The following is a 21,089-nucleotide window of genomic DNA, read 5'->3' as shown; positions in this document are numbered from 1 at the left end:
ACCCAGAGCGACCGCGACCGCGGCAGATCAGCTGGATCAGGGGCGCCGGAGGTACCGCGTGAGCAGGACGTCGCCCTCGCCGCGGAGCACGTGCGCCAAGCGCATCCGGCGCAGCTCGGGCGAGGCGCCCCGGGCGATGCGCGGCCCCGCGCCGCCTTCGAGCGACGGGTCGACCGTCAGGCACAGCTCGTCGACGAGGTCCGCCGCGATCAGCGAGCCGAGGAACGAGGGACCGCCCTCGCAGTGGATCCGCGCGAGCCCCCGGTCCACCAGCGCCGCCCGCACGAGCGCCACGTCCACACGGTCGTCCCCGCACGCGACCACGTCGGCGACCTCGGACAGGGCAGCGCGCCGGTCGGCAGGGGCTACGGACGAGGTCAGCACGAGCGGCCGCACCGGCGCCTCGGTGAAGACGTTCGACGTGGGGTCGAGCGACAGCGACCCGGACACGATGGCGAACACCGGGTGGTCGGGCATCCCGTGCGCCCGGCGCCACGCGACGTCGGACTCCCGCACCCGCATCGGCCCGTACCCCTCCTCGCGCACGGTTCCCGCGGCGACGAGCACCACGTCCGCGACCCGGCGCAGCAGGTCGAACACCCGCAGGTCGTCGGGGCCACCGATGCCGGCCGTGACACCGCCGGCCGATGCGGAACCGTCGAGGGTGCTCACGAAGTTGACCCGCAACCAGCCGCCGGCCGACGCGGCGGAGTCGACCCGGGCCTCCAGGCCGACGCCGACCTGCGCCGCACCGGACGGGACCGCACCGTAGAGCCCGATGAGGTCGTCGTCCGTCAGGTCCGCGATCGACGGCGGCAGCACGTTCACGTGTTGTGCCGCGCTTCCACCGGCGCACGCCAGCCGAGCGTCGCCTCGACCATGCGCATGGCGTCCACGGACTCCGCGACGTCGTGCATCCGGACGATCCGCGCACCCAGCATCGCGCTCACCGTGGCGACCGCGAGCGAGCCCGCGAGACGAGCACCGCGGGGCCGGCCGAGCGACTCCCCCACGAAGTCCTTGTTCGACACCGCCGCGAGCACGGGGTACCCGAGCGCGACGACCTCGGGCAGTCGGCGGGTGAGCTCGAGCGTGTGCACGGTGTTCTTGTTGAGGTCGTGGCCGGGGTCGACGATGATCCGCCAGTCCGGGATGCCCGCGGCGAGCGCCCGGTCCACGCGCTCACGCAGGAACCCGACCACGGACGAGGTGACGTCGTCGTAGGACGGCGGGACGGGCAGCTGCCGGCGCGGCGGCGCCGTCGAGTGCGTGATGACGATCGTCGCGTCGGAGTCGGCGACGACCGATGCCATCCGCGGGTCGGAGAGCCCCGTCGTGTCGTTGATGACGCTGGCACCGGCGGCGATCGCTGCCGACGCGACCTCCGGGCGGAAGGTGTCGACGCTGATCGTGACGTCGGACTGTCCGGCGAGCTGGGCGACGACGGGGACGACTCGCTCGATCTCCTCGGACGAGGGGAGTTCGGGGCCCGGCGCGAACTTCACGCCGCCGATGTCGACCCAGTCGGCACCGAGTTCGGCGGCACGGACCGCTGCTGCGACGGCGCGGTCGAGCTCGAAGGTCGCGCCGCGGTCGTGGAAGGAGTCCGGGGTGCGGTTGACGATCGCCATCACGGCGATGCGGTGGTCGAAGTCGATCGTGCGGCTGCCGATGGTGCGGACCGGGCTCCGGAGGACGGGGACGACCCATCCGGGCGCGGCCGGCACCGCCGTCATGCGCCGGCGCCGATCAGGGCGATCGCCTCGGCACGCCCAGCCGTGTCGGCGAGCGTGCCGGTGGCGGCGACCGTGACGGTCGACGACGCGGTCTGGCGCTCACCGCGGGTGGTGACGCACTGATGACGGGCGTCGAGCACGGCGAGGACGCCCCGTGCCGCCAGGCCCTCCTGCACCGCGGCGACGATCTGCTCGCCGAGCCGTTCCTGCAGCTGCGGGCGGGATGCGAGCGCATCCACCACCCGCGACAGCGTGCCGAGCCCGATGAGCCGCTCGCCCGGTGCGTAGGCCAGGTGGGCGACGCCGGTGAAGGGCAGCAGGTGGTGTTCGCACACCGACCGGAAGCGGATGTCGCGCACGATCACCAGCTCGCCGCGCTCGTCGTCGTCGGTGGGCACGGTGCCGTCCCGGGCGATCGCGACGGCGTCGAGGTCGGTGCCGGAGAAGAACTCCGTGAACGCGTCGACGACCCGCTGCGGGGTGCGGTCGAGCTCCGGGCGGTCAGGGTCCTGCCCGAGTGCTGCGAGGAGCTCCCGCACGGCGGCCTCGGCGCGGGCACGGTCCAGGCGCGGGTTCACGTCCTCCATCCAACACCAGGCCACCGACGTTGCCAGGTTCCTTTAAACTTGGGCGGTGAGCGCCCCGCAGACAACCGAAACGACGCCCCGGAACCGAGTCGCCTCCGGCCTCGACCGCTTCTTCTCGATCACCCAGCGTGGTTCGAGCATCCCCCGCGAAGTCCGTGGTGGTCTCGTCTCCTTCGTGACCATGGCGTACATCGTCATCCTCAACCCGCTCATCCTCGGTGGCTTCAGCGCCGACCAGGCCGCGAAGGACGTCACCGGCGGCTGGCTCGAGAACGCCCAGGTCGCCGCGGCGACGGGACTCGTCGCCGGCCTCATGACGATCGCGATGGGGGTGATCGCGAACCTGCCGTTCGGCATCGCGGCCGGCCTCGGGATCAACTCGTTCCTCGCGGTCAGCGTCGTGCACCAGGTGACCTGGGCGGAGGCGATGGGCCTCGTCGTGATCAACGGTGTGATCATCGTGATCCTCGCGTTGACGGGGATCCGGACGATGATCTTCACCGCGGTGCCAGCGCAGCTGAAGGCCGCGATCACGGTCGGCATCGGCCTGTTCATCGCGTTCATCGGTCTGGTGGACTCCGGGTTCGTGCGCTCCTCGGGTCTCGCGTCGCCGCCGCTGCAGCTCGGCGAGGACGGCTCCGTCGGGGCGCTCCCCACGATCGTGTTCCTCATCGGCCTGGTGATCATCGGCACGCTCATGGCCCGCAAGGTCAAGGGTGCGCTGCTCATCGGCATCATCGCGACGACGGTCATCGCGATCATCCTGCAGGCGATCTTCCACGTGCCGACCTCGGTCGACTCCAAGACCGGCTGGAACCTCAACGCCCCCGGCCTGCCGAGCGCGCTGTTCGCCCTGCCGGACCTGTCGCTCGTCGGCCACTTCGACTTCGGTGCGTTCAGCCGCATCGGCCCGCTCGCCGCGTCGATGCTCGTCTTCACCCTCGTGTTCACGAACTTCTTCGACGCGATGGGCACGATGACCGGTCTGGCGAAGGCCGCCGGGGTCGCGAAGCCCGACGGCACCTTCCCCCGCCTCCGCTCGGCGCTCGTCGTCGAGGGTGCCGGCGCGATCGCCGGTGGTGGCGCATCGGTGTCGTCGAACACCGTCTTCATCGACTCGGCGGCGGGCATCGGCGAGGGCGCCCGGACCGGCATGGCGTCCGTCATCACGGGGCTGCTGTTCCTGGCGTCGATGTTCCTGACGCCGCTGACGCAGGTCGTCCCGCTCGAGGTCGCCGCCGCCGGGCTCGTCGTCGTCGGTGCGCTCATGGTGGCGCAGGTGAAGGACATCGAGTGGAGCGACTTCGGTTCGGCGCTCCCCGCGTTCCTGACGATCGTCGTGATGCCGCTGACGTACTCGATCGCGAACGGCATCGGCGCGGGCTTCATCAGCTGGGTGCTGATCAAGGCGCTGTCGGGCAAGGGTCGCGAGGTCTCGTGGCTGCTCTACGTGGTCGCCGCCGGCTTCCTGCTGTACTTCGCGCGTGGCCCGCTGGAGAGCGTGCTCGGCGTCGGCTGACGCGCGCTGGCGCGGCGCGCTGGCGCCGCTGCGCGCTGGCGCCCTGCGCGCTGCTGCGGCGGCGGCGGTTCACTTCGGCAGCGCACAACAGCAACCGGCTCGCACCACGGACGTCCGTGGTGCGAGCCGGTTCCCGTTGTGCGGGTCCGGTCCGCGCCACGGTGCGGTCGGCAGCCGCGGACGCGGCAGGGCGGACGGGAGGCGCAGGGTCAGTCCGGCAGGTCGGCCGGGGTCGCCTCGTGGTGGCGTCGGCCCCCGGTGCGCCGGTCCTCCTTCATGCCCGCCTCGAGCAGGTGGCGGCGGCCCGCGGCGAGGTCGTCCCGCGCGGTCCGTTCGAGCTCCTTGGCGAGGGCGTAGTAACCGTCGTCGTAGTCCTCGACGATCTGGAACGTCCACCGCCCCTCGATGACGTTCCGTCCGATCAGCTCGGTGTCGATGCGGTCCGCGAGCTCGATGTGCCCGGCACCCCGGAGCTGCTCGACCGCGTCGCCGAGGTTCAGGTCGGCCATCCCGGTGAGTCGGTGGAAGCCGTAGAGCAGGCCACGCGCGTGCTCGATCACCTCGACTGCGGCGGACAGGGTCCCGAGTGCCTCGACCGTTGCGTCGGACACGCCTTCGGGTACCTGGTGCTGCTCGTCGGGGCCCTGTGCGTCGTTCGTCATGCCCCTCGTCTACACGACTGATCCGGGAACCGCTCCCCGGTTGCGACCCCCTCGACGTCCGCCTACCATTCGAACACACGTTCGAACGAGGAGGACCCGATGATCGTCGTCGATGCAGCCGTCACGGTCTGGTGGCACCAGGGATCGCCGTCACGCATCGTGTGGCAGGGCCGTCGCTGGTGGGTGTCCGACGTACCCACCCGGCTCACCGTCACCCCCGCCGACCTGCCCACCGCCATCACCCACGCGCCCGAACGGACCGCCGGGTGGCGGTTCCAGGTCACGGCAGAAGACCGCGAGACCCTGGTCGTCGACATCGTCCCGGACGGCGACGGGTGGCGGGTCGCCCGCACCTGGTCGTGAACCCACCGCTCGGGCCGTGCACGTTCAGGCGGACGCGCGGGCTGGATCGGCCGGCGTCGGCGTGGGCGTCGGCGTCGGCGTCGGGCGCTCCATGAGCCGCCACGAACCGCCGAGCAACGGGGCGAGCGTGACCACGGTGTAGACCGCGGCGACGATGCCGAACGTCGCCGACACCCCGAGTCCGTCCGCGGCGACCCCGGCGAGCAGCCCGCCGAGCGGGATCCCCGCCCACGACCCCGCGCCGAGCAGGCCGAACACCCGCGCCCGCATGTGCTCCGGGATCCGCTCGAGCTCGACCGCGCCGAGGATGGGGTTCAGCGCTCCGGCGGCGAGCCCGGACACCGCCGCCGCACCGAGCACCCACGGCAGGGCGAGCCCGAGCGCCGGTGCCACGAGCGACGGCCCGCCGGCGAGCACGAAGCACACGACGAACGTGATCCGCCGCGGGACCCGGTGCGCCACGTACCCGAACACCAGCGACCCGAGGAACGCCGCCCCACCGAAGGTCCCGGTCACGAAGCCGAGCGACTGCGCACCGCCGAGCCGTTCGTCCGCGTACAGGGGCAGCAGCGTCGTCGACCGTGCGGCGTCGAGCAGGTTCGTGACGAGCACCAACGCGATGATCAGCCGGAAGAAGGGATCCCGCACGCAGAACCGGAAGCCCTCGGCGATGTCCCGCCAGTACCCGGCTTCCGACACCACGATCGGCTCCGTGTCGCTCGTGTGGGCGCTCGGCACGGCCGGACGCACGAAGAGCGCCGTCAGCAGCGCCGCCCCGCCGAACGCCAGCGCCGTGCATGCGAGCGCCGGCATCGGACCGAGGACCGCGACGAGCACCCCGCCGACCGGTGCCCCGACGAGCACGGACAGCCGGGCCGACGCCTCGAAGTGCCCGACCGCCCGCTCGAGCGAGACACCGGCATCGGTCGCGAGTCCCGGCAGCAGCACCCGCCGTGCGGACTCCCCCGGCATGTCGAACAGCCCGCTGACGAAGACGAGCGCGAGCAGCGCCCAGAACGGCAGCCCGACGGTCCAGGCCAGCACCGGCATCGCGAGCAGCGTCACGCCGCTGATGAGGTCCGAACCGATGCTCGACCGGACGAAGCCGATCCGCTCGACCAGGGCGCCGCCGAACGGGCCGCCGAGGACGATCGGCACCGTCGCCATGAACGCCGTGATCCCGACGTCGGTCGCGGAACCACCGCGGGCGAGCACCACGAAGGGGACGCTGACCGTCGTGACGACGTTCCCGATCCGCGAGGCGACCTGCACCGCGAGCAGCGCACGGAGCCGCCCGCGGGGGCTCAGACGCGCGGCCATCGGTACGCCTGCTGGAGCACGACGACCTGCTCTGAGCCGTCCCCCTCGACGTGCTCGGCGCCCACGGCCCGCCACTTCTCGGCGAGCTGCCACATCTCGTCGCCGAGCTGCGCGAGCTCGGACACGGTCAGGCGCATCACCCGGTCGGAGCTGCTGCCGGCCGCCACCCATTCGCGCCCGTAGGTCGCCGCCCGGTCGATGTAGGCCTCGAAGTTGGCGGCGTACGTCCGGGCGACGGCACGGTCGAGCGCGCTCACCGCCAGTGCCCGCTCGGGGTCGTCGAGCGCGTCCTCGAGCGACCAGGACGACGACGAGTGCACCGCCCGCCACCAGCGTTCGCGGCGGTCCGTCCCCTGACCGGTGGCGGGCTCGATCAGCCCAGCGCCGGCGAGCCGACCGCAGTGGTAGCTGATGGTCCCCGGTGCCTCGTCGATGAGCTCGCCGAGCATCGCGGCCGTCTGCGGACCGTTGGCACGCAGCAACCCGAGGATGCGCAGCCGGGTGGGGTGCGCGAGGGCCCGCATGTGCGCCGGGTCATCGATGCGTCCTGCTTCGTCCATGCGCCCACGCTAGAAGCACAAGACCCATTGCGCAAGTGTTCTTGCGTACATTGCGGATGCAGTCCGCCCGGGAGGACCGGCGCACGTCGCGCGGTCGCGGTACGGTCACGACATGGCCAGGTGGATCGCGCTGCTGCGGGGCGTCAACGTCAACGGGATCACGATCCGGTCCGCTGAGCTGCGCGCGCTCTTCGAGCAGCGCGGGTACTCGGACGTCCGCACGGTCCTCGCCTCCGGGAACGTCGTCTTCGACAGCGACGCCACGAGCGCGACGCTCAAGGCCGACGTCGAGCAGGCACTCCGGGACCGCTTCGGGTACGACGCCTGGATCGTGCTGGTCCCGCACGACCGGCTCGCGGCGATCGTCGACGGGTTCCCGTTCGACTCCGCCCCGGACCGGCACGACTACGTCCTGTTCGGCTCCGACGAGGCAGCACTCGACGACCTGCTCGCGGACCTCGAGCTCGACCCGGCGGTCGAGCAGGTCGCCCGTGGCGACGGCGTCGTGTCCTGGTCCTGCCCGAAGGGATCCAGCACCGACACCGTGTTCGCCAAGCGTGCCGGAGCGGCCCGGTTCAAGCGCACGACGACCACCCGCAACGTGAACACGCTCCGGAAGCTGCTGTAGGACCGACGCTGCCGGAGCGCCCGCGCGCCCCGCGCGCTGTGCGGTCGCCTCGTCCCCGGGACCGACCCGATGCGCGGCCCCACAACCGAAACCGGCCCGAACCACCGACGTCCGTGGCGCGAGCCGGTTTCCGTTGTGCGGCGCCGATCCGAGCTGCACTCGCGCAGCCGCGCAGCCGCGCAGCCGCGCGCGCCGCGCAAGCGCCCGGCGCTACGCGGTCGTCTCGTCCACCTCGAGTTCGCGCTCGAGCGAGATCGTCGGGATCGACGCCGTGATGACGGAACCGTCCGCCCGCAGCGTGCCCTGGATGTCGCTCGTCGTCGGCGCGTGCCCGGACATGCGCGGTCCGTGGTGCGGGATCGGCACGACCGTCGGCTCCCCGGATTCGATGTCGTAGGGCTGGTTGTGCACCCAGGCCGTGAACCCGGAGCCGGTCTCGACGGTGAACGTCATCTGCTCCTGCTCGAGGTCGACACGCACCCGCGAACCGCGCACGGTCAGCCGGTACGACAGCCGTTCCCACTCCTTCGGCAGACGCGGGTTGAACGACATCTTGCCGCCGTGGTCGCGCATGCCGCCGAACCCGTTGACGAGCGCACCCCAGATCCCACCGGTCGAGGCGATGTGCACACCGTCGGTGGTGTTGCCGTGCAGGTCGGCCAGGTCGACGTAGAGCGCCGTGTTGAAGTACTGCTCGGCGAGCTCGTGGTACCCGACCTCGGCCGCCATGATCGACTGCACGACCGCGGACAGCGTGGAGTCGCCGGTGGTGAGCGCGTCGTAGTAGTCGAAGTCGCGGCGCTTCTCGGCCGGGGTGAACTCGTGCCCCTGCAGGAACAGCGCGAGCACGACGTCCGCCTGCTTGAGCACCTGGAAGCGGTAGATCACCAGCGGGTGGTAGTGGAGCAGCAGCGGACGCTTGGACTCCGGCGTGTTCTCGAGGTCCCAGAGCTCCTTGTCCAGGAACTGGGCGTCCTGCGGGTGGATCCCACGGTGCGGGTCGAAGGGGATCTCCATCGACTCCGCCGCACGCTCCCAGTCCACGACCTCGGTCTCGCTGAGACCGGTCCGGCGGACCATCCGGGCGTACTCCTCGGGGTCGTCGACCGCGAGCTCACGCGTGGCGTTGACCGCGAACCACAGGTTCGCGCGCGCCATCACGTTCGTGTACATGTTGTCGTCGACGACCGTCGTGTACTCGTCCGGGCCGGTGACGCCGTCGATGTGGAACTTCTGGTCGCCGTTGGACCGCCAGAAGCCGAGGTCTTCCCACAGGCGGGCGGTCTCGACGAGGATGTCGATCGCCCCGCGCTTCAGGAACTCGGTGTCGCCGGACGCCCGCACGTACTGCATCAGGGCATGCGCGATGTCCGCATCGATGTGGTACTGCGCGGTTCCGGCGGCGTAGTAGGCGCTCGACTCCTCGCCGTTGATGGTCCGCCAGGGGAACAGCGCGCCGTGCTGGTTCAGCTCACGGGCACGCGCACGTGCCGCGTCGAGCATGTTGTAGCGGAAGCGGAGCGCGTTCCGGGCGACGATCGGCGCCGTGTAGCTCAGGAACGGCAGGACGTAGATCTCCATGTCCCAGAAGTAGTGGCCGCCGTAGCCGGAACCGGTGACGCCCTTCGCCGCGATGCCGTGGCCGTCGGTGCGAGCCGTCGCCTGCGCGAGCATGAACAGGTTCCAGCGCACCGCCTGCTGGATCTCCGGCTGCCCGGCGACCTCGACGTCGCTGCGCGACCAGTAGTCGTCCATCCACGTGCGCTGCTTGGCGAAGGTCTCCTCGACCGTCTCGGCACGCGCACGGTCCAGCGTGCGGTCGCAGCGGTCCGCGAGCTCTCGCGCCGGCACCCCGCGGGAGGTGTGGTAGACCACGTTCTTGGTCAGCCGGATCGGTCGGCCGGCCTTCGCCTGCACCCGGTAGACGTGCTTGGCGAGGTCGTCCTCGATGGAGGAGGACTCGTCCCACGTGTTGTCGGTCTCGATGCGGTGCTCGACGCCGACGCAGATCGTCATGCCCGAGGTCGCCGCCTGGTACCCGAGGAGGGACCGGCTGCCGGAGTTCCGCTTCAGGCGGGGCTCGAGCACACGGTCGGTGAACGTCTCGGCCTTGCGAGGGTCGAACGCGTTCGCCGCCGCGCGCATGCCGGCGTGGTACTCGTCGACGACGTCCTGGCGGTTGAGGATCTGGCTCGACAGCAGGATCGACGCGTCGTGGTCGAGCATCGTCACCTCGTAGTCGATGACGGCGAGGTGCCGGTCGGTGAACGAGACGAGGCGGCGGGAGCGGATGAGCACCCGCTTGCCGGACGGCGTCGACCACTCGGTCTCCCGCAGCAGGTACCCGCCACGGAAGTCGAGTCGCCGGGTGTGCCGCAGGATGTCCGCTTCGGCGAGGACCAGCGGCTCGTCGTCGACGTACAGCCGGATGACCTTGGCGTCGGGCGCGTTGATGATCGTCTGCCCGGTCTTGGCGAACCCGAACGCGTCTTCGGCGTGCCGGATGGGCCAGGTCTCGTGGAAGCCGTTGATGTACGTGCCGTACTGCACGCCGCCGCGACCTTCGTCGAGGTTGCCGCGCAGGCCGAGGTAGCCGTTGCCGACCGCGAAGTTCGTCTCCGCGACGCCCTGCTGGTCGGGCGCGTACTCGGTCTCGACGAGTGCCCACTCGTCGACCGGGTACCGGACGCGGTCGAGGGGGTCCGAGGTGATGGGGTTCATGGGGCTCCGTGGGAAGGGAGAGCGGTCAGGAACGGCCTGGAGGCACGGATCGTGCCCGGCGGGTCGTCTACGTCGTCTACGTCGTCAGCGTGGCGGGCTGGGGGAGGTCGGGGACGAGGTCGGCGAGGTCCGTCACGACGACGTCCGCCCCGTTCGCGAGGAGGTCGTCGGCACCGGCGCCGCGGTCGACGCCGATCACGAGCCCGAAGGCGCCGTTCCGGCCGGCGGCCACGCCACTCGTCGCGTCCTCGACGACGACGCACTCGGCGGCGGTCAGGCCGAAGCGGCTCGCCGCGTCGAGGTAGGTGTCCGGTGCGGGCTTGCCCGCGAGCCCGTCTTCCCGCGCGACGAGGCCGTCGACGATGACCGGGAAGCGTTCCAGGATCCCCGCGGTGCGGAGGACCTGCTTGGCGTTCGCAGAACTCGAGACGACCGCGACCGACAGGCCGGCGTCGGTGGCCGCCGTGAGGAAGCGCAACGAGCCCGGGTAGGCCTCGACGCCGTGCTCGGACAGCTCGGCGGTGAACTCGGCGTTCTTCCGGTTGCCGAGCCCGCACACCGTGTCGTCGTCGGGGCCGTCGTCCGGCGTGCCCTCCGGCAGGTCGATGCCGCGCGAGTCGAGCAGCGAGCGGACGCCGTCGTAGCGGGGCTTGCCGTCGATGTACGCGAAGTAGTCCTGCTCCGTGTAGGGAGCGACACCGTGCGCAGCGAGGTACGGCGTGAACAGCCGGCTCCACGCGCGCATGTGGACGTCGGCGGTCGGCGTCAGGACCCCGTCGAGGTCGAAGAGCAGGGCACGGGCATCCGCGAGGCGCGCAGGAGCCCGACGGTCAGACGACGTCATGGACACACCTTCCAGGGAGTGGTGTCGTACGAGTGCTGCGCCCGAGTCTAGGACCGCTCCAGGCAGCGCGTCGCACCCCGACCCACCCCTGTGGAGAGTTCACCGGGAGGTCGGCCCGGCTGTGAGGACGCGCAGTCCACGACCGGTTCGCTCGTCGTGACGAAGGGGACACGATGGCCACCGACACCACGGACCGGGCCGCTGACGCGCAGGGGTCCAAGCTCCGGCAGGCGATCACCGGGCCACTGCTCTACCTGTTCATCCTCGGGGACGTGCTGGGCGCGGGGATCTACGCCCTGATGGGCACGCTCTCCGGCGACGTCGGTGGGGCGCTCTGGGCACCGCTCGTGCTCGCGCTGCTGCTCGCGCTGCTGACCGCGGGCTCCTACGCCGAACTCGTCACGAAGTACCCGAAGGCCGGCGGTGCCGCGGTGTTCGCGGAACGGGCCTACAAGGTGCCGATGGTGTCGTTCCTCGTCGGGTTCTGCATGCTCGCAGCGGGCGTCACGAGTGCGGCCGGCCTGTCGCTCGCGTTCGCCGGCGACTACCTCGGCACCTTCGTCGACCTGCCGCCGGTACCCACCGCGATCGTCTTCCTCGCGCTCATCGCGTGCCTGAACGCGCGCGGGATCTCGGACTCCCTGAAGAGCAACGTGGTGATGACGATCATCGAGGTGTCCGGCCTGGTGATCGTGATCGTGGCGGTCGCCGTGATGATGGGCGGCGGGGGCGGCGACGTCGCGCGGATCGGCGAGTTCCCGTCCGGGGCGAACCCCGCGCTGGCCACGCTCAGCGCCGCGATCGTGGCGTACTACTCCTTCGTCGGCTTCGAGACCTCGGCGAACGTGGCCGAGGAGGTCCGCGAGCCGCGGAAGGTGTACCCGAGGGCACTCTTCGGCGCGCTCGCCACGGCCGGGGTCGTCTACGTCCTGGTCGGGTTGGCGAGCGCCATCGCCCTGCCCGCGTCGGAGCTCGGCGAGTCGTCCGGGCCGCTGCTCCAGGTGGTGGCGGCGACCGGTGTGCCGATCCCGGACTGGGTGTTCAGCCTGATCGCCCTGGTCGCCGTCGCGAACGGAGCGCTCCTGACGATGATCATGGCGAGCCGCGTGACCTACGGGATGGCCGAGCAGCGTCTGCTCCCGGCGGTGCTCGGCAAGGTGCTGCCGAACCGGAAGACCCCCTGGACCGCGATCGTCGCGACGACCGTCGTCGCGATGCTGCTCACGCTCGTCGGCGACGTCGGCACGCTCGCCGAGACCGTCGTGCTCCTGCTGCTGTTCGTGTTCATCAGCACGAACGTCGCGGTGCTCGTGCTCCGGCGCGGCCACGTCGAGCACGACCACTTCCGGGTCTGGACGTTCGTGCCCGTGCTCGGCGTCGCGTCGTGCGTCCTGCTGCTCACCCAGCAGAGCGGTCAGGTCTGGCTCTACGCCGCGATGCTGCTCGCGGTCGGCGTGGTGCTGTACCTGGTCGCCCGGCTCACCGGGGGCCGGCGGAGCGGCGGCAGGCGGACCGACGACCGCCCGGGATCCCCCACGGCGTAGCGTCGTCCTCGTGCCAGAGACGATCCGGATCCGCGCCGTCGCGGTCGCCCTGCGCGGAGCCGACGTGCTGGTCGTCCGCCGTCACCGTGACGACCGTTCGTACGCCGTCCTGCCGGGCGGCGGGGTGGAGGCGGGCGAGACACCGCAGCAGGCGTGCGTCCGGGAACTCCACGAGGAGACCGGCCTGACGGGCGTGCCCGAGCAGCTCCTGCCGGTCGGGGTCGACCGCGACGCTCCGGCCGTGTACTTCCGTGTCCGGGTCGACGACGGCACCCCGGCCATGCCCGCAGACTCCCCGGAGGCGCAGCGGGCGACCGATGGGAACCGCTACGAACCGGCGTGGGTACCGGTCGCCGACCTCGACCGCATCGGGCTCGTGCCCGACCGCGCCCGGAAGGCCGTCGCGCTCGCGGTCGAGGGGCTCAGCGGAGGCCGGCCGCCCGGATCCCCTCGACCCACCGCTCGACCGCAGCGCTGATCTGCGCGCGGGCGTCCGCCCGGGAGATCGTCGCGGTGCCGTCACCCGGTTGCGCACCGTAGGCACCGAAGTCGGCGTGGTTCGAGCCCTGGATCTCGGTCATCGTCGCGTCCGCCGGCAGCTCGTGCCGCGCCGCGGCGACCTTCTCCGGCGTGGAGAGCCCGTCGCGCGACCCGGAGACGCTCAGCACGTCCAGGTCCGTCCCGGACAGGTCGTTCGCGCAGTAGCTCCCGAGGAGCAGCAGTCCGGCCACGCCCGGGTCGTCGGCCAGCTGGCACGCGCGGACCCCGCCGAGCGAGTGCCCGCCGACGGCCCAGGTCTGCACGGACGGGGCGTGCGCCTCGAACGTGGACAGGGGGCGGAGGTCGAAGAACGCGAGGTGCAGCGTCGGCTTCGTGATGACGACGGTCGTGCCGCTCGCGACCACCTGCCGGAACGTGGCCATGTAGGCGTACGGGTCGACCTTCGCGCCGGGGACGAACACGACCCCGACACCGTTCGCCGTGCCGGTCGGGGTCATCACGACCGAGTCGCCGGCGTCCCGCACGGCCACCCGGTCGTCCCGCCACACCTGCAGCGCTGCGGACCGGGTGCCCTGCATCACGATGTTCGCCCACACCAGGAACACGATCACGACGACGAGCAGCACCGCCACGATCCAGGCGGTCCAACGCAGTGCTCGGTTCATCGGGTCTCCTCCGGTCGTCGTGCGGTGACGGTCAGCCACCGTTCCTCGGCTCCTGGTGCGGTCGTCTCGCGGACGTCGACGTCGGTCCAGCCGGTCTCGGAGACCACCGACGCGAGCGCGTCGCCGGTCCAGTAGGTGAAGTGCCGGGGCCGGTCGAGCTTCCTGGTGCTCCAGTCCTCGCCGTCGCCGCGCTTCACGGTCGCGGCGAGCACGCCCCCGGGGACGACGGCCACGAACGCACGGCGGAGCACCCCGGGGAGTTCTTCGCGCCGGACGTGCAGCAGCACCGCGTTCGCGAAGACGGCGTCGTAGCCGCTGCCGAACACCCCGGTGCGGACGTCCAGCACCCGGGCGACGTGTCCGTCCTCGCGGAGCCGGTCCACGAAGGACCGGGCTCCGTCGGTCCGGTCCACGCGGAGCCCGGCGGCCTCCAGGGCGAGTGCGTCGCGTCCGGGGCCGGACCCGAGCTCGAGGACGCGTGCCCCCGGCGCGACGAGGCCGAGGAGGTCGTCGACGAGCCCGGCTCGGTGCCCGTCGGTCCGGTCCGCGTAGCGATCGGCAGCGCGCTCGTAGGTGTCGAGGGTGCGGTCGGTGGCGAGGTCCCGGCACATGACGACCTCGTGGCGGCCGTCCGGGAGCAGGTCGCCGGGTTCGTCCGCGATCGTGAAGCCGTGGCGTTCGTACGTTCGACGGGCGACGGTGTTGTCGGGCATCACCGAGAGTTCGAGCTCGGCGGCCCCGACGCGTGCGGCCCAGCGGACGATCGCGTCGATGAGCAGTCCGGCGACGCCGCGTCCGCGGACAGCCGGGTCGACCCACATCGAGATGAGTTCGGCGCGGTCGCCGTCCCCCGGTGTCCCGCTCGCCATCCCCACCGCGCGGTCGCCGTCGAAGGCGACCAGGTCGAGCGCTCCCGGGATCGAGAGTCGTGTCCGCCAACGTTCCTCGGGCGCGTCGACCCAGTCGTGCAGCCGGGATCCGAACGCGTCGGGTGCGTCGGCGAGTGCCGCCAGTCGTACCGGCCGCCACTCCCGCCAGTCGTCGGCGGTCAGGGCACGGAGCTCGATCGTCACGCCCCGACGCTATCCCGTCCGTGCCGGAGATGCGGTCGCGCGCGGTTGCGCCCCGGGACGACCACCGCGCCCCGCTGTGACGGGGCGCGGTGTTCGGAACGGGGCGCGAACCGACCGCCAGCGCTCAGGACGCGACGGTCTCCTGGATCGCCGCGCGGATCTCCGCAGCGGCCGCGCCGACGTCCGACGCGCTGTAGATCGCGCTGCCGGCGACGGCGATCGTCGCCCCGGCCGCCTGGACGTCGGCGACCGTGGCCGCCGAGACGCCACCGGCGACGGAGAACGGCACACCGGAGGCCTTGCCCGCATCGAGGAGGGTGGAGAACGTGAAGCCGTCCTCGGCCTGCTCGTCCAGCCCGGCGTGCATCTCGACGAACTCGGCGCCGAGTGCGATGACCTCACGGGCACGGCCGGCCTTGTCGGCGACCCCGATGAGGTCGACGACGACGCCCTTGCCGTGCTTCTGGGCGGCCTTCACCGCGCCGGCGATCGTGCTGTCCCCGGCGACACCGAGCACGGTGACGAGGTCGGCACCGGCGGCGAACGCGATGTCCGCCTCGAGCTCGCCGGCGTCCATCGTCTTGAGGTCGGCGAAGACCGTCTTGTCCGGGTGGGCTTCCTTGATCGCGGTGATCGCGGAGAGGCCGGCGCTCTTGATGAGCGGCGTGCCGAGCTCCAGGACGTCGACGTGCGGGGCGGCCGCGGCGGCGAGTTCGAGGGCGGCTTCGGTGGTCAGGGTGTCCATGGCGAACTGGAGCTGCATGGGGTGTGCCTTTCTATTCGAGGTTGGCGTGCCGGGGCCAGAGGTCGTCGGCGGACTGCCCGCCGCGGGCCCACAGGGTGTGGAAGAGTGCGTCGCCGAGCAGCGCGACGGCCTGCTCGAACAGGCTGCCGGCGTACTGCGCGGAGGCGGTGCCGGAGCGGTCGGTCTTCGTGGCCGCGGGGAGCACGATGGTGACCGCCGCGACCGCGGACAGCGGGGAGTCGGACGTGGTGGAGATCGCGACGACGGATGCGCCGACGTCCGTGGCGGTGCGTGCTGCCGCGACGATGCCGGACGTCGTCCCCGAGCCGCTGGCGACGATCAGGACGTCGCCGGCGCGGATGGCCGGAGTCGTCACCTCGCCGACCACGTGCACGTCGAGCCCGAGGTGCATCAGGCGCATCGCGGTCATCCGGAGCGCGAGTCCGGAACGGCCGGCGCCGTGGACGAAGACGCGGTCGGCACCCTCGACCAGGTCGACCGCGCGGCCCGCATCGTCGTCGTCCACGCTCGCCGCGAGCGACCGGATCTCGTCGACGATCAGGCCGAACGACCGGGAGACCGAGAGTTCCTGCATGACGACGAGCCTGACGGGGACCGCGCCGGCCCGCCGCTACCCGCGACGGCGGGCGCCCCACCCGATCGGGTGGCCCCATCCACTCGGGTGGGGCAGGTAGGTTCGGCTGTCATGGACGGTGCAGCGGAAGACGGTCTGGAGGCCCGGCTCGGCCCCGCCAGTCGGCTCGCGGCCACGGAGCACGCCAGGACCGTGGCGGAGCAGGCCGACCGGCACGCGCTCACGCTCGAGTCCGTGCTCGCGGTGCTCCGCTCCCCGCGCGTCGGCGACGCCGCGGCCCGCGCCGAGGCGGTGGAGATCGCGTCGGCGGCGCTCGTCGAGCTCCGCACCGTGACGGACCGGCAGCGGAGCACCCTCCTCGAACCGGTCACGGGGGCGTTCTCGCGGCTCCGGGCCGACCTGCGCCCACTCGTCCGGTTCGGCGACCTGGACGTGCAGTTCGTCGAGCCCCCGGCGACCGGGCGGGCACTTCCCGGTGACGTCGCGCACGCCGCCCGCGCGATCGTCCGGACCGCCGTGCTGGCGCTCGTCGACGCCGGCGACGCCCACCGCGTGCGGATCCAGTGGGACTGCGACGGCCGGAACCTCCTCATGCAGCTCCGCGACGACGGCGCCGGGACGCTCGATGCGCACGACGATGCCGTGCGGCCGATCGCCGAGCGGGTGGTCGCACTCGACGGACACCTCGCGGTCGAGTCGACGCCCGCGTGGGGGTCCGTCCTCGACATCTCACTGCCCCTGGACCCGGCACCGGGTGCGGTCGACCTGCCCGACGACGCCGACCTGACGCCGCGCGAGCAGGACGTGCTGCGGCTCCTCGCGACCGGTGTCGGCAACCGGGAGATCGCCGACGGGCTCGGCATCACCGTGAACACCGTGAAGTACCACGTGGCGAACCTGCTCCGGAAGCGCGGTGCCCGCACCCGTGCGGAGCTCGCCGCGCTCGGGGCGCGGCCGGTCACGGGCTGAAGCGGTACCCCATCCCGGACTCGGTGACGATGTACCGCGGGGTCGACGGATCCGGTTCGAGCTTCCGCCGCAGCTGCGCGACGTAGAGCCGGAGGTACCCGGAGTCGTTGCCGTGCGACGGTCCCCACACCTCGGTGAGCAGCATCTCCCGCGTCATCAGCCGGTCCGGGTTGGCGACGAGGACCTCGAGCAGCCGCCACTCGGTCGGGGTCAGCCGGATCGCGGGACCCTCGGCCGGCAGGACCTGCTTGGCGACGAGGTCCACGACGAGGTCCCCGAACCGGACGGTCGGCGCGGTGTCCGCTGCTGCGGTGGCAGCGGCCTGTCGCCGCCCGAGCGCCCGGAGCCGCGCGAGCAGCTCGTCCATCTGGAACGGCTTCGTCACGTAGTCGTCCGCGCCGGCGTCCAGCGCGTCGACCTTGTCGGACGAGTCCGTCCGTCCGGAGAGCACCAGCACCGGGACCTGGGACCACGCGCGGATGCCCTCGAGCACACCGATGCCGTCGAGCCGCGGCATCCCGAGGTCGAGCAGCACGATGTCGGGGCGTTCGGTGATGACGGCGTCGATCGCGGCGCGGCCGTCCCGCGCGGTGACGACGTCGTACCCGCGCGCGGAGAGCGTCACCCCGAGGGCGCGGACGAGCTGGGGGTCGTCGTCGGCGATCAGGATCCTCATCGGTCCCGGGTCCTCATCGTGTCTGCACCCCGATGTGTCCTGCGATCGGCAACCGCACCACCATGGTGAGTCCGCCGCCGGGGGTGTCGTCGGCCTCGATGCTGCCACCCATCCCCTCGGTGAAGCCCCGAGCCAGCGCCAGCCCGAGACCCAGTCCGGTGTCGTTGTCGGTGTCGCCGAGCCGCTGGAACGGCTGGAACACGTCGTTCCGCTGCGCCTCCGGGATCCCGGGCCCGTGGTCGACCACGCGGAGCTCGACCGCCCCGTCGAACGCGCTCGCCGCGACCCGCACACTCGTCCCCGACGGGGTGAACCGCACCGCGTTCGCGAGCAGGTTCACGAGGACGCGCTGGAGCAGCACCGGGTCGGCCAGCACCTGCGGCAGTTCGGCGGGCAGGTCGAGGTCGACGTCGTCCGGCCCGAGCTCCAGCTCGTCGAGCGCCGGCGCGACCACGGTCTCCAGCGGGAGGGCGACGGGGGTCGACGCGACCACCCCCGCCTGCACACGACTGACGTCCAGCAGGTCGCCGAGCAGCACCGCGAGACGGCCGAGGCTCTCGTCGGCGGTCGCGAGCAGGGCCTCCCGGTCGGTGTCGGACAGGGCGATGTCGCTGGCACGGAGGGTCTGCACGGCCGCCGATGCGGCCGCGATCGGCCGTCGGACGTCGTGGCCGACGGCTGCGAGGATCGCGCTCCGCACGCGGTCCGCCGCGGCGATCCGTTCCGCGTCGACCGCGGCGCGGGTCAGGTCGCGGTGCTCGACGGCCGCGTCGATCTGCTGTTCCACGACCCGCAGCAACCGGCGCTGGGTCGGGTCGTCCGCCGCACCGGCGAACTCCAGGACCGCTCCGGACGGGAGGCTCGTGGTGGCGTCCGGCGCCGCACCGAACGCTCCGGACGTGGCCGGCACCAGGTCCCCCTGCCGGACCCGCAGACCGGTGAAGCCGAACGCCTCACGCGTCCGGTCGACCAGCGCCTGCAGGGCGTCGTCGCCCCGGAGGACGCTGCCGGCGATCCCGATGAGCAGCCCGGACTCGGCGGCCGCGCGCCGGGCGGCACGCGACCGACGGGCCGAGCGGTCCACGACGAAGCTCACGAGCACCGCACTGATGACGTACATCACGAGGGCGACCAGGTGCCAGGGCTGCTGGACGGTGACGCGGTGCAGCGGCTGCACGAAGAAGAAGTCGAGGCTCAGCCCGGACAGCACCGCGGCGAAGACCGCCGGCCACATCCCGCCGACGAGCGCGACGACGAGGACGAGGAGCTGGTAGGCGAGGACGTCCACCGTGATGGCGTCCGGGGTGTCCCCGATCGAGAGCAGCAGCGTCAGCAGGGGCCCGGCGACGAGCGCGAGGACAAACGCGGCGGTGATCCGGCCACGCGACAGGCTCCCGCCGAGCCGGGGCAGGGCGAACCCGCCGCCTGCTCGCTCGTGGGTGACCACGTGCACGTCGATGTCGCCGGACTCACGGACGACGGTGTTGCCGATGCCCGGGCCGGTCAGGGCCGCGGCCGCACGGCTCCGACGACTCACGCCGACGACGATCTGCGTCGCGTCGATCGACCGCGCGAACCGCACCAGGGTGCTCGGGACGTCGTCGCCGACCACCTGGTGGTAGGTCCCACCGAGCTGCTCGAGGAGCGCCCGCTGCACGCCGAGCGCACCCGGGTGCCGCTCGCGGAGGCCGTCGTTCGTCGTGACGTGCACCGCAGCGAGCTCGCCGCCGGACGACCGTGCCGCGATCCGGGCACCGCGGCGGAGGAGCGTCTCCCCCTCCGGCCCACCGGTGAGTGCGACGAGGACACGCTCACGCGCCTCCCACCGGTGCTCGATGCCGTGCTCGGCGCGGTAGCGCTTCAGGGCGTCGTCGACCTCGTCGGCGAGCCAGAGCAGGGCGATCTCGCGGAGCGCGGTGAGGTTGCCGAGGCGGAAGTAGTTCGACAGTGCCGCGTCGATCCGGGCCGCCGGGTACACGAGCCCGTCGGAGAGCCGCTCGCGAAGGGCCTGCGGCGACAGGTCGACCACCTCGATCTGGTCGGCGCCACGGACCACGGCGTCGGGCACGGTCTCGCGCTGGACGGTGCCGGTGATCTCGCGGACGACGTCGCCGAGGGACTGCATGTGCTGGATGTTCACCGTCGAGATCACGTCGATCCCCGCGGCGAGCAGCGCCTCCACGTCCTGCCAGCGCTTCTCGTGCGGGCCGCCGGGGGCGTTCGTGTGGGCGAGCTCGTCGACCAGGGCGACCTCGGGGTGCCGCGCGAGGACGGCGTCGAGGTCCAGGTCGTCGAGCTCGACCCCGCGGTGCGTCTCGGTGCGGCGGGGCACGGTCTCGAGGCCGTCCACGAGTGCGGCGGTGGCCGCTCTGCCGTGGGTCTCGACGACGGCGACGACCACGTCGCGGCCCTCGTCGCGGAGTCGGCGCCCCTCTTCGAGCATGGTGAAGGTCTTCCCGACGCCGGGTGCGGCACCGAGCAGCACCCGCAGCTTCCCTCGCTTCACGCGCTCATCCTCTCGCTTCTCCGGTGGTCGTGCGGCGCTCGGGTCGCGCGGCGCCGCTCCGCTCGCGTGGGACGGCGCCGCCCCCTGCGCTGCCCGCGCCGCCGTGCCCGGTTCCGATCGGCGGCGCACAACCGATTCCCGCTCGAACCACGGTCGTCCGTGGTTCGAGCGGGTTTCGGTTGTGCCGCGCCCAACCGCACCGCGGCCAACCGCACCGCGCCCACCCGCACTGCGGCCAACCGCACCGCGGCAGGTTGCTCGGCTCCGTCACGCCGACAACGCCGCGACGGCCAGGTTCAGCGACAGGACGTTCACCGTGGGAGCCCCGAGGACGCCGAGCTGGCGACCCTCGGTGTGCGACTCGACGAGCGCGCGCACGACGGACGACGACAGCCCGCGCGCCGATGCCACGCGGGACACCTGCTCGAGCGCGTACTCCGGGCTGATGTCGGGGTCGAGACCGGAGCCCGAAGCCGTCACCGCATCCGCGGGCACGTCGGCAGCCGGGACCCCGTCGGCCGCGGCGATCGCGGCCTTCCGGGCCTCGATCGCCTTCGTCAGGTCGGGGTTCGACGGGCCGAGGTTCGACCCCGACGAGGCGTTCGCGTCGTAGCCGTCCTCGCCCGCGGCGGACGGCCGGGACTGGAACCACCGGTCCGCCTGCTCGCCGGCGAAGGACTGCCCGATGAGCGAGGACCCGACGGGCTTGCCGTCCCGGAACACGATCGAGCCGTTCGCCTGGTCGTGGAACGCCGCCTGGCCGACGCCCCAGACGGCGACCGGGTACGCGATGCCGAGCACCACCGTCGCCAGGAGCATGAGCCGGATCGCGACGCCGGTGGAGCGGATGAAGGAACGAGAGCTGGTTGCCATGA

Annotated in this window: 21 protein-coding genes; 6 read left to right on the top strand and 15 right to left on the bottom strand. The window is 72.3% G+C overall.

Translation table 11 applies throughout. The features are described 5' to 3' along the window. Positions 1 to 36: 36 nt before the first annotated feature. Genes EDF27_RS04630 through folE form a run of 3 tightly spaced genes read right to left on the bottom strand, consistent with a single transcriptional unit; the run spans position 37 to position 2,314 of the window. A complete protein-coding gene (locus tag EDF27_RS04630; RefSeq protein ID WP_132047533.1) occupies positions 37 to 828 on the bottom strand; it encodes a pyrimidine reductase family protein in 792 nt (263 codons plus the stop codon). Beyond that, positions 825 to 1,736 carry a dihydropteroate synthase gene (gene folP, locus EDF27_RS04625; RefSeq protein ID WP_132047531.1) on the bottom strand — a complete coding sequence of 304 codons (912 nt, stop codon included), beginning with the start codon at positions 1,734 to 1,736 and terminating at the stop codon, positions 825 to 827. The genes EDF27_RS04630 and folP overlap by 4 nt, the downstream gene beginning before the upstream one ends. Then, a complete protein-coding gene (folE, locus tag EDF27_RS04620; protein WP_243698198.1) occupies positions 1,733 to 2,314 on the bottom strand; it encodes a GTP cyclohydrolase I in 582 nt (193 codons plus the stop codon). Before folE ends, folP begins: the two co-directional genes overlap by 4 nt. Positions 2,315 to 2,369: 55 nt before the next feature. Here folE and EDF27_RS04615 point away from each other — a divergent pair, with 55 nt between their 5' ends. Next, positions 2,370 to 3,842 (top strand): NCS2 family permease, encoded by a 1,473-nt coding sequence (locus EDF27_RS04615; protein ID WP_123654891.1) that lies wholly within the window; start codon positions 2,370 to 2,372, stop codon positions 3,840 to 3,842. A gap of 209 nt (positions 3,843 to 4,051) precedes the next feature. Here EDF27_RS04615 and EDF27_RS04610 read toward each other — a convergent pair whose 3' ends face one another. After that, positions 4,052 to 4,504 (bottom strand): hypothetical protein, encoded by a 453-nt coding sequence (locus EDF27_RS04610; RefSeq protein ID WP_132047527.1) that lies wholly within the window; start codon positions 4,502 to 4,504, stop codon positions 4,052 to 4,054. A gap of 99 nt (positions 4,505 to 4,603) precedes the next feature. Here EDF27_RS04610 and EDF27_RS04605 point away from each other — a divergent pair, with 99 nt between their 5' ends. Continuing rightward, positions 4,604 to 4,867 carry a hypothetical protein gene (locus EDF27_RS04605; protein WP_123654893.1) on the top strand — a complete coding sequence of 88 codons (264 nt, stop codon included), beginning with the start codon at positions 4,604 to 4,606 and terminating at the stop codon, positions 4,865 to 4,867. A 24-nt stretch (positions 4,868 to 4,891) separates the two neighbouring features. On the opposite strand, the gene EDF27_RS04600 is transcribed toward EDF27_RS04605, so the two are convergent. Both EDF27_RS04600 and EDF27_RS04595 read right to left on the bottom strand, forming a co-directional pair. After that, a complete protein-coding gene (locus EDF27_RS04600; RefSeq protein WP_132047525.1) occupies positions 4,892 to 6,187 on the bottom strand; it encodes an MFS transporter in 1,296 nt (431 codons plus the stop codon). Next, entirely contained in the window at positions 6,172 to 6,747 is a 576-nt protein-coding gene (locus EDF27_RS04595; protein ID WP_132047523.1) for a helix-turn-helix domain-containing protein, read from the bottom strand. Before EDF27_RS04595 ends, EDF27_RS04600 begins: the two co-directional genes overlap by 16 nt. 112 nt (positions 6,748 to 6,859) lie before the next feature. Here EDF27_RS04595 and EDF27_RS04590 point away from each other — a divergent pair, with 112 nt between their 5' ends. Next, on the top strand, positions 6,860 to 7,375 hold the full coding sequence (locus tag EDF27_RS04590; RefSeq protein WP_207909558.1) for a DUF1697 domain-containing protein: 516 nt from the start codon (positions 6,860 to 6,862) through the stop codon (positions 7,373 to 7,375). A gap of 210 nt (positions 7,376 to 7,585) precedes the next feature. On the opposite strand, the gene EDF27_RS04585 is transcribed toward EDF27_RS04590, so the two are convergent. Both EDF27_RS04585 and EDF27_RS04580 read right to left on the bottom strand, forming a co-directional pair. Further along, the gene (locus EDF27_RS04585) at positions 7,586 to 10,096 is read right to left on the bottom strand and encodes a glycosyl hydrolase family 65 protein (RefSeq protein ID WP_123700924.1); all 2,511 of its coding nucleotides are present in this window, start codon (positions 10,094 to 10,096) and stop codon (positions 7,586 to 7,588) included. A 76-nt stretch (positions 10,097 to 10,172) separates the two neighbouring features. Next, positions 10,173 to 10,940: a beta-phosphoglucomutase family hydrolase gene (locus EDF27_RS04580; protein ID WP_132047521.1), complete on the bottom strand. Its 768-nt coding sequence runs from the start codon at positions 10,938 to 10,940 to the stop codon at positions 10,173 to 10,175. A gap of 173 nt (positions 10,941 to 11,113) precedes the next feature. Here EDF27_RS04580 and EDF27_RS04575 point away from each other — a divergent pair, with 173 nt between their 5' ends. Beyond that, the gene (locus EDF27_RS04575) at positions 11,114 to 12,484 is read left to right on the top strand and encodes an APC family permease (RefSeq protein WP_132047519.1); all 1,371 of its coding nucleotides are present in this window, start codon (positions 11,114 to 11,116) and stop codon (positions 12,482 to 12,484) included. A 10-nt stretch (positions 12,485 to 12,494) separates the two neighbouring features. Beyond that, entirely contained in the window at positions 12,495 to 12,962 is a 468-nt protein-coding gene (locus EDF27_RS04570) for an NUDIX domain-containing protein (protein ID WP_132047517.1), read from the top strand. Here EDF27_RS04570 and EDF27_RS04565 read toward each other — a convergent pair. The 4 genes from EDF27_RS04565 to hxlB all read right to left on the bottom strand — a co-directional run bounded on the left by EDF27_RS04565 (position 12,907) and on the right by hxlB (position 16,063). Then, positions 12,907 to 13,650, bottom strand: coding sequence for an alpha/beta hydrolase (locus EDF27_RS04565; RefSeq protein WP_132047515.1), 744 nt, complete (start codon positions 13,648 to 13,650; stop codon positions 12,907 to 12,909). The genes EDF27_RS04570 and EDF27_RS04565 overlap by 56 nt on opposite strands. Beyond that, positions 13,647 to 14,723, bottom strand: a complete 1,077-nt coding sequence (locus EDF27_RS19580; RefSeq protein WP_165931357.1) for a bifunctional GNAT family N-acetyltransferase/class I SAM-dependent methyltransferase — start codon at positions 14,721 to 14,723, stop codon at positions 13,647 to 13,649. Before EDF27_RS19580 ends, EDF27_RS04565 begins: the two co-directional genes overlap by 4 nt. Positions 14,724 to 14,847: 124 nt before the next feature. After that, positions 14,848 to 15,486 carry a 3-hexulose-6-phosphate synthase gene (hxlA, locus tag EDF27_RS04555; RefSeq protein WP_123700928.1) on the bottom strand — a complete coding sequence of 213 codons (639 nt, stop codon included), beginning with the start codon at positions 15,484 to 15,486 and terminating at the stop codon, positions 14,848 to 14,850. A gap of 13 nt (positions 15,487 to 15,499) precedes the next feature. Further along, entirely contained in the window at positions 15,500 to 16,063 is a 564-nt protein-coding gene (gene hxlB, locus EDF27_RS04550) for a 6-phospho-3-hexuloisomerase (protein ID WP_132047513.1), read from the bottom strand. Between the two features lie 111 nt (positions 16,064 to 16,174). Here hxlB and EDF27_RS04545 point away from each other — a divergent pair, with 111 nt between their 5' ends. Next, on the top strand, positions 16,175 to 17,032 hold the full coding sequence (locus EDF27_RS04545; protein WP_132047511.1) for a LuxR C-terminal-related transcriptional regulator: 858 nt from the start codon (positions 16,175 to 16,177) through the stop codon (positions 17,030 to 17,032). Here the strand turns inward: EDF27_RS04545 and EDF27_RS04540 are convergent. From EDF27_RS04540 to kdpC, 3 genes are all read right to left on the bottom strand, one after another. Next, entirely contained in the window at positions 17,022 to 17,708 is a 687-nt protein-coding gene (locus EDF27_RS04540) for a response regulator transcription factor (RefSeq protein WP_123654905.1), read from the bottom strand. The two genes, EDF27_RS04545 and EDF27_RS04540, sit on opposite strands and share 11 nt — an antisense overlap. A 13-nt stretch (positions 17,709 to 17,721) precedes the next feature. Further along, positions 17,722 to 20,214 (bottom strand): ATP-binding protein, encoded by a 2,493-nt coding sequence (locus EDF27_RS04535; protein WP_132047509.1) that lies wholly within the window; start codon positions 20,212 to 20,214, stop codon positions 17,722 to 17,724. A gap of 267 nt (positions 20,215 to 20,481) precedes the next feature. After that, the gene (kdpC, locus tag EDF27_RS04530; protein WP_132047507.1) at positions 20,482 to 21,087 is read right to left on the bottom strand and encodes a potassium-transporting ATPase subunit KdpC; all 606 of its coding nucleotides are present in this window, start codon (positions 21,085 to 21,087) and stop codon (positions 20,482 to 20,484) included. Between the last annotated feature and the right edge of the window lie 2 nt (positions 21,088 to 21,089).

The organism is Curtobacterium sp. PhB136 (assembly GCF_004346855.1).
Lineage (GTDB): Bacteria > Actinomycetota > Actinomycetes > Actinomycetales > Microbacteriaceae > Curtobacterium.
This window is presented reverse-complemented; position numbering and strand designations above follow the sequence as displayed.

Bases quoted from the DNA above. Each gene is read 5' to 3' on its own strand.
- folP (WP_132047531.1), bottom strand. From the start codon at position 1,736: ATGACGGCGGTGCCGGCCGCGCCCGGATGGGTCGTCCCCGTCCTCCGG.
- EDF27_RS04610 (WP_132047527.1), bottom strand. From the start codon at position 4,504: ATGACGAACGACGCACAGGGCCCCGACGAGCAGCACCAGGTACCCGAA.
- EDF27_RS04605 (WP_123654893.1), top strand. From the start codon at position 4,604: ATGATCGTCGTCGATGCAGCCGTCACGGTCTGGTGGCACCAGGGATCG.
- EDF27_RS04600 (WP_132047525.1), bottom strand. From the start codon at position 6,187: ATGGCCGCGCGTCTGAGCCCCCGCGGGCGGCTCCGTGCGCTGCTCGCG.
- EDF27_RS04595 (WP_132047523.1), bottom strand. From the start codon at position 6,747: ATGGACGAAGCAGGACGCATCGATGACCCGGCGCACATGCGGGCCCTC.
- EDF27_RS04590 (WP_207909558.1), top strand. From the start codon at position 6,860: ATGGCCAGGTGGATCGCGCTGCTGCGGGGCGTCAACGTCAACGGGATC.
- EDF27_RS04585 (WP_123700924.1), bottom strand. From the start codon at position 10,096: ATGAACCCCATCACCTCGGACCCCCTCGACCGCGTCCGGTACCCGGTC.
- EDF27_RS04580 (WP_132047521.1), bottom strand. From the start codon at position 10,940: ATGACGTCGTCTGACCGTCGGGCTCCTGCGCGCCTCGCGGATGCCCGT.
- EDF27_RS04575 (WP_132047519.1), top strand. From the start codon at position 11,114: ATGGCCACCGACACCACGGACCGGGCCGCTGACGCGCAGGGGTCCAAG.
- EDF27_RS04565 (WP_132047515.1), bottom strand. From the start codon at position 13,650: ATGAACCGAGCACTGCGTTGGACCGCCTGGATCGTGGCGGTGCTGCTC.
- hxlA (WP_123700928.1), bottom strand. From the start codon at position 15,486: ATGCAGCTCCAGTTCGCCATGGACACCCTGACCACCGAAGCCGCCCTC.
- hxlB (WP_132047513.1), bottom strand. From the start codon at position 16,063: ATGCAGGAACTCTCGGTCTCCCGGTCGTTCGGCCTGATCGTCGACGAG.
- EDF27_RS04545 (WP_132047511.1), top strand. From the start codon at position 16,175: ATGGACGGTGCAGCGGAAGACGGTCTGGAGGCCCGGCTCGGCCCCGCC.
- EDF27_RS04540 (WP_123654905.1), bottom strand. From the start codon at position 17,708: ATGAGGATCCTGATCGCCGACGACGACCCCCAGCTCGTCCGCGCCCTC.
- kdpC (WP_132047507.1), bottom strand. From the start codon at position 21,087: ATGGCAACCAGCTCTCGTTCCTTCATCCGCTCCACCGGCGTCGCGATC.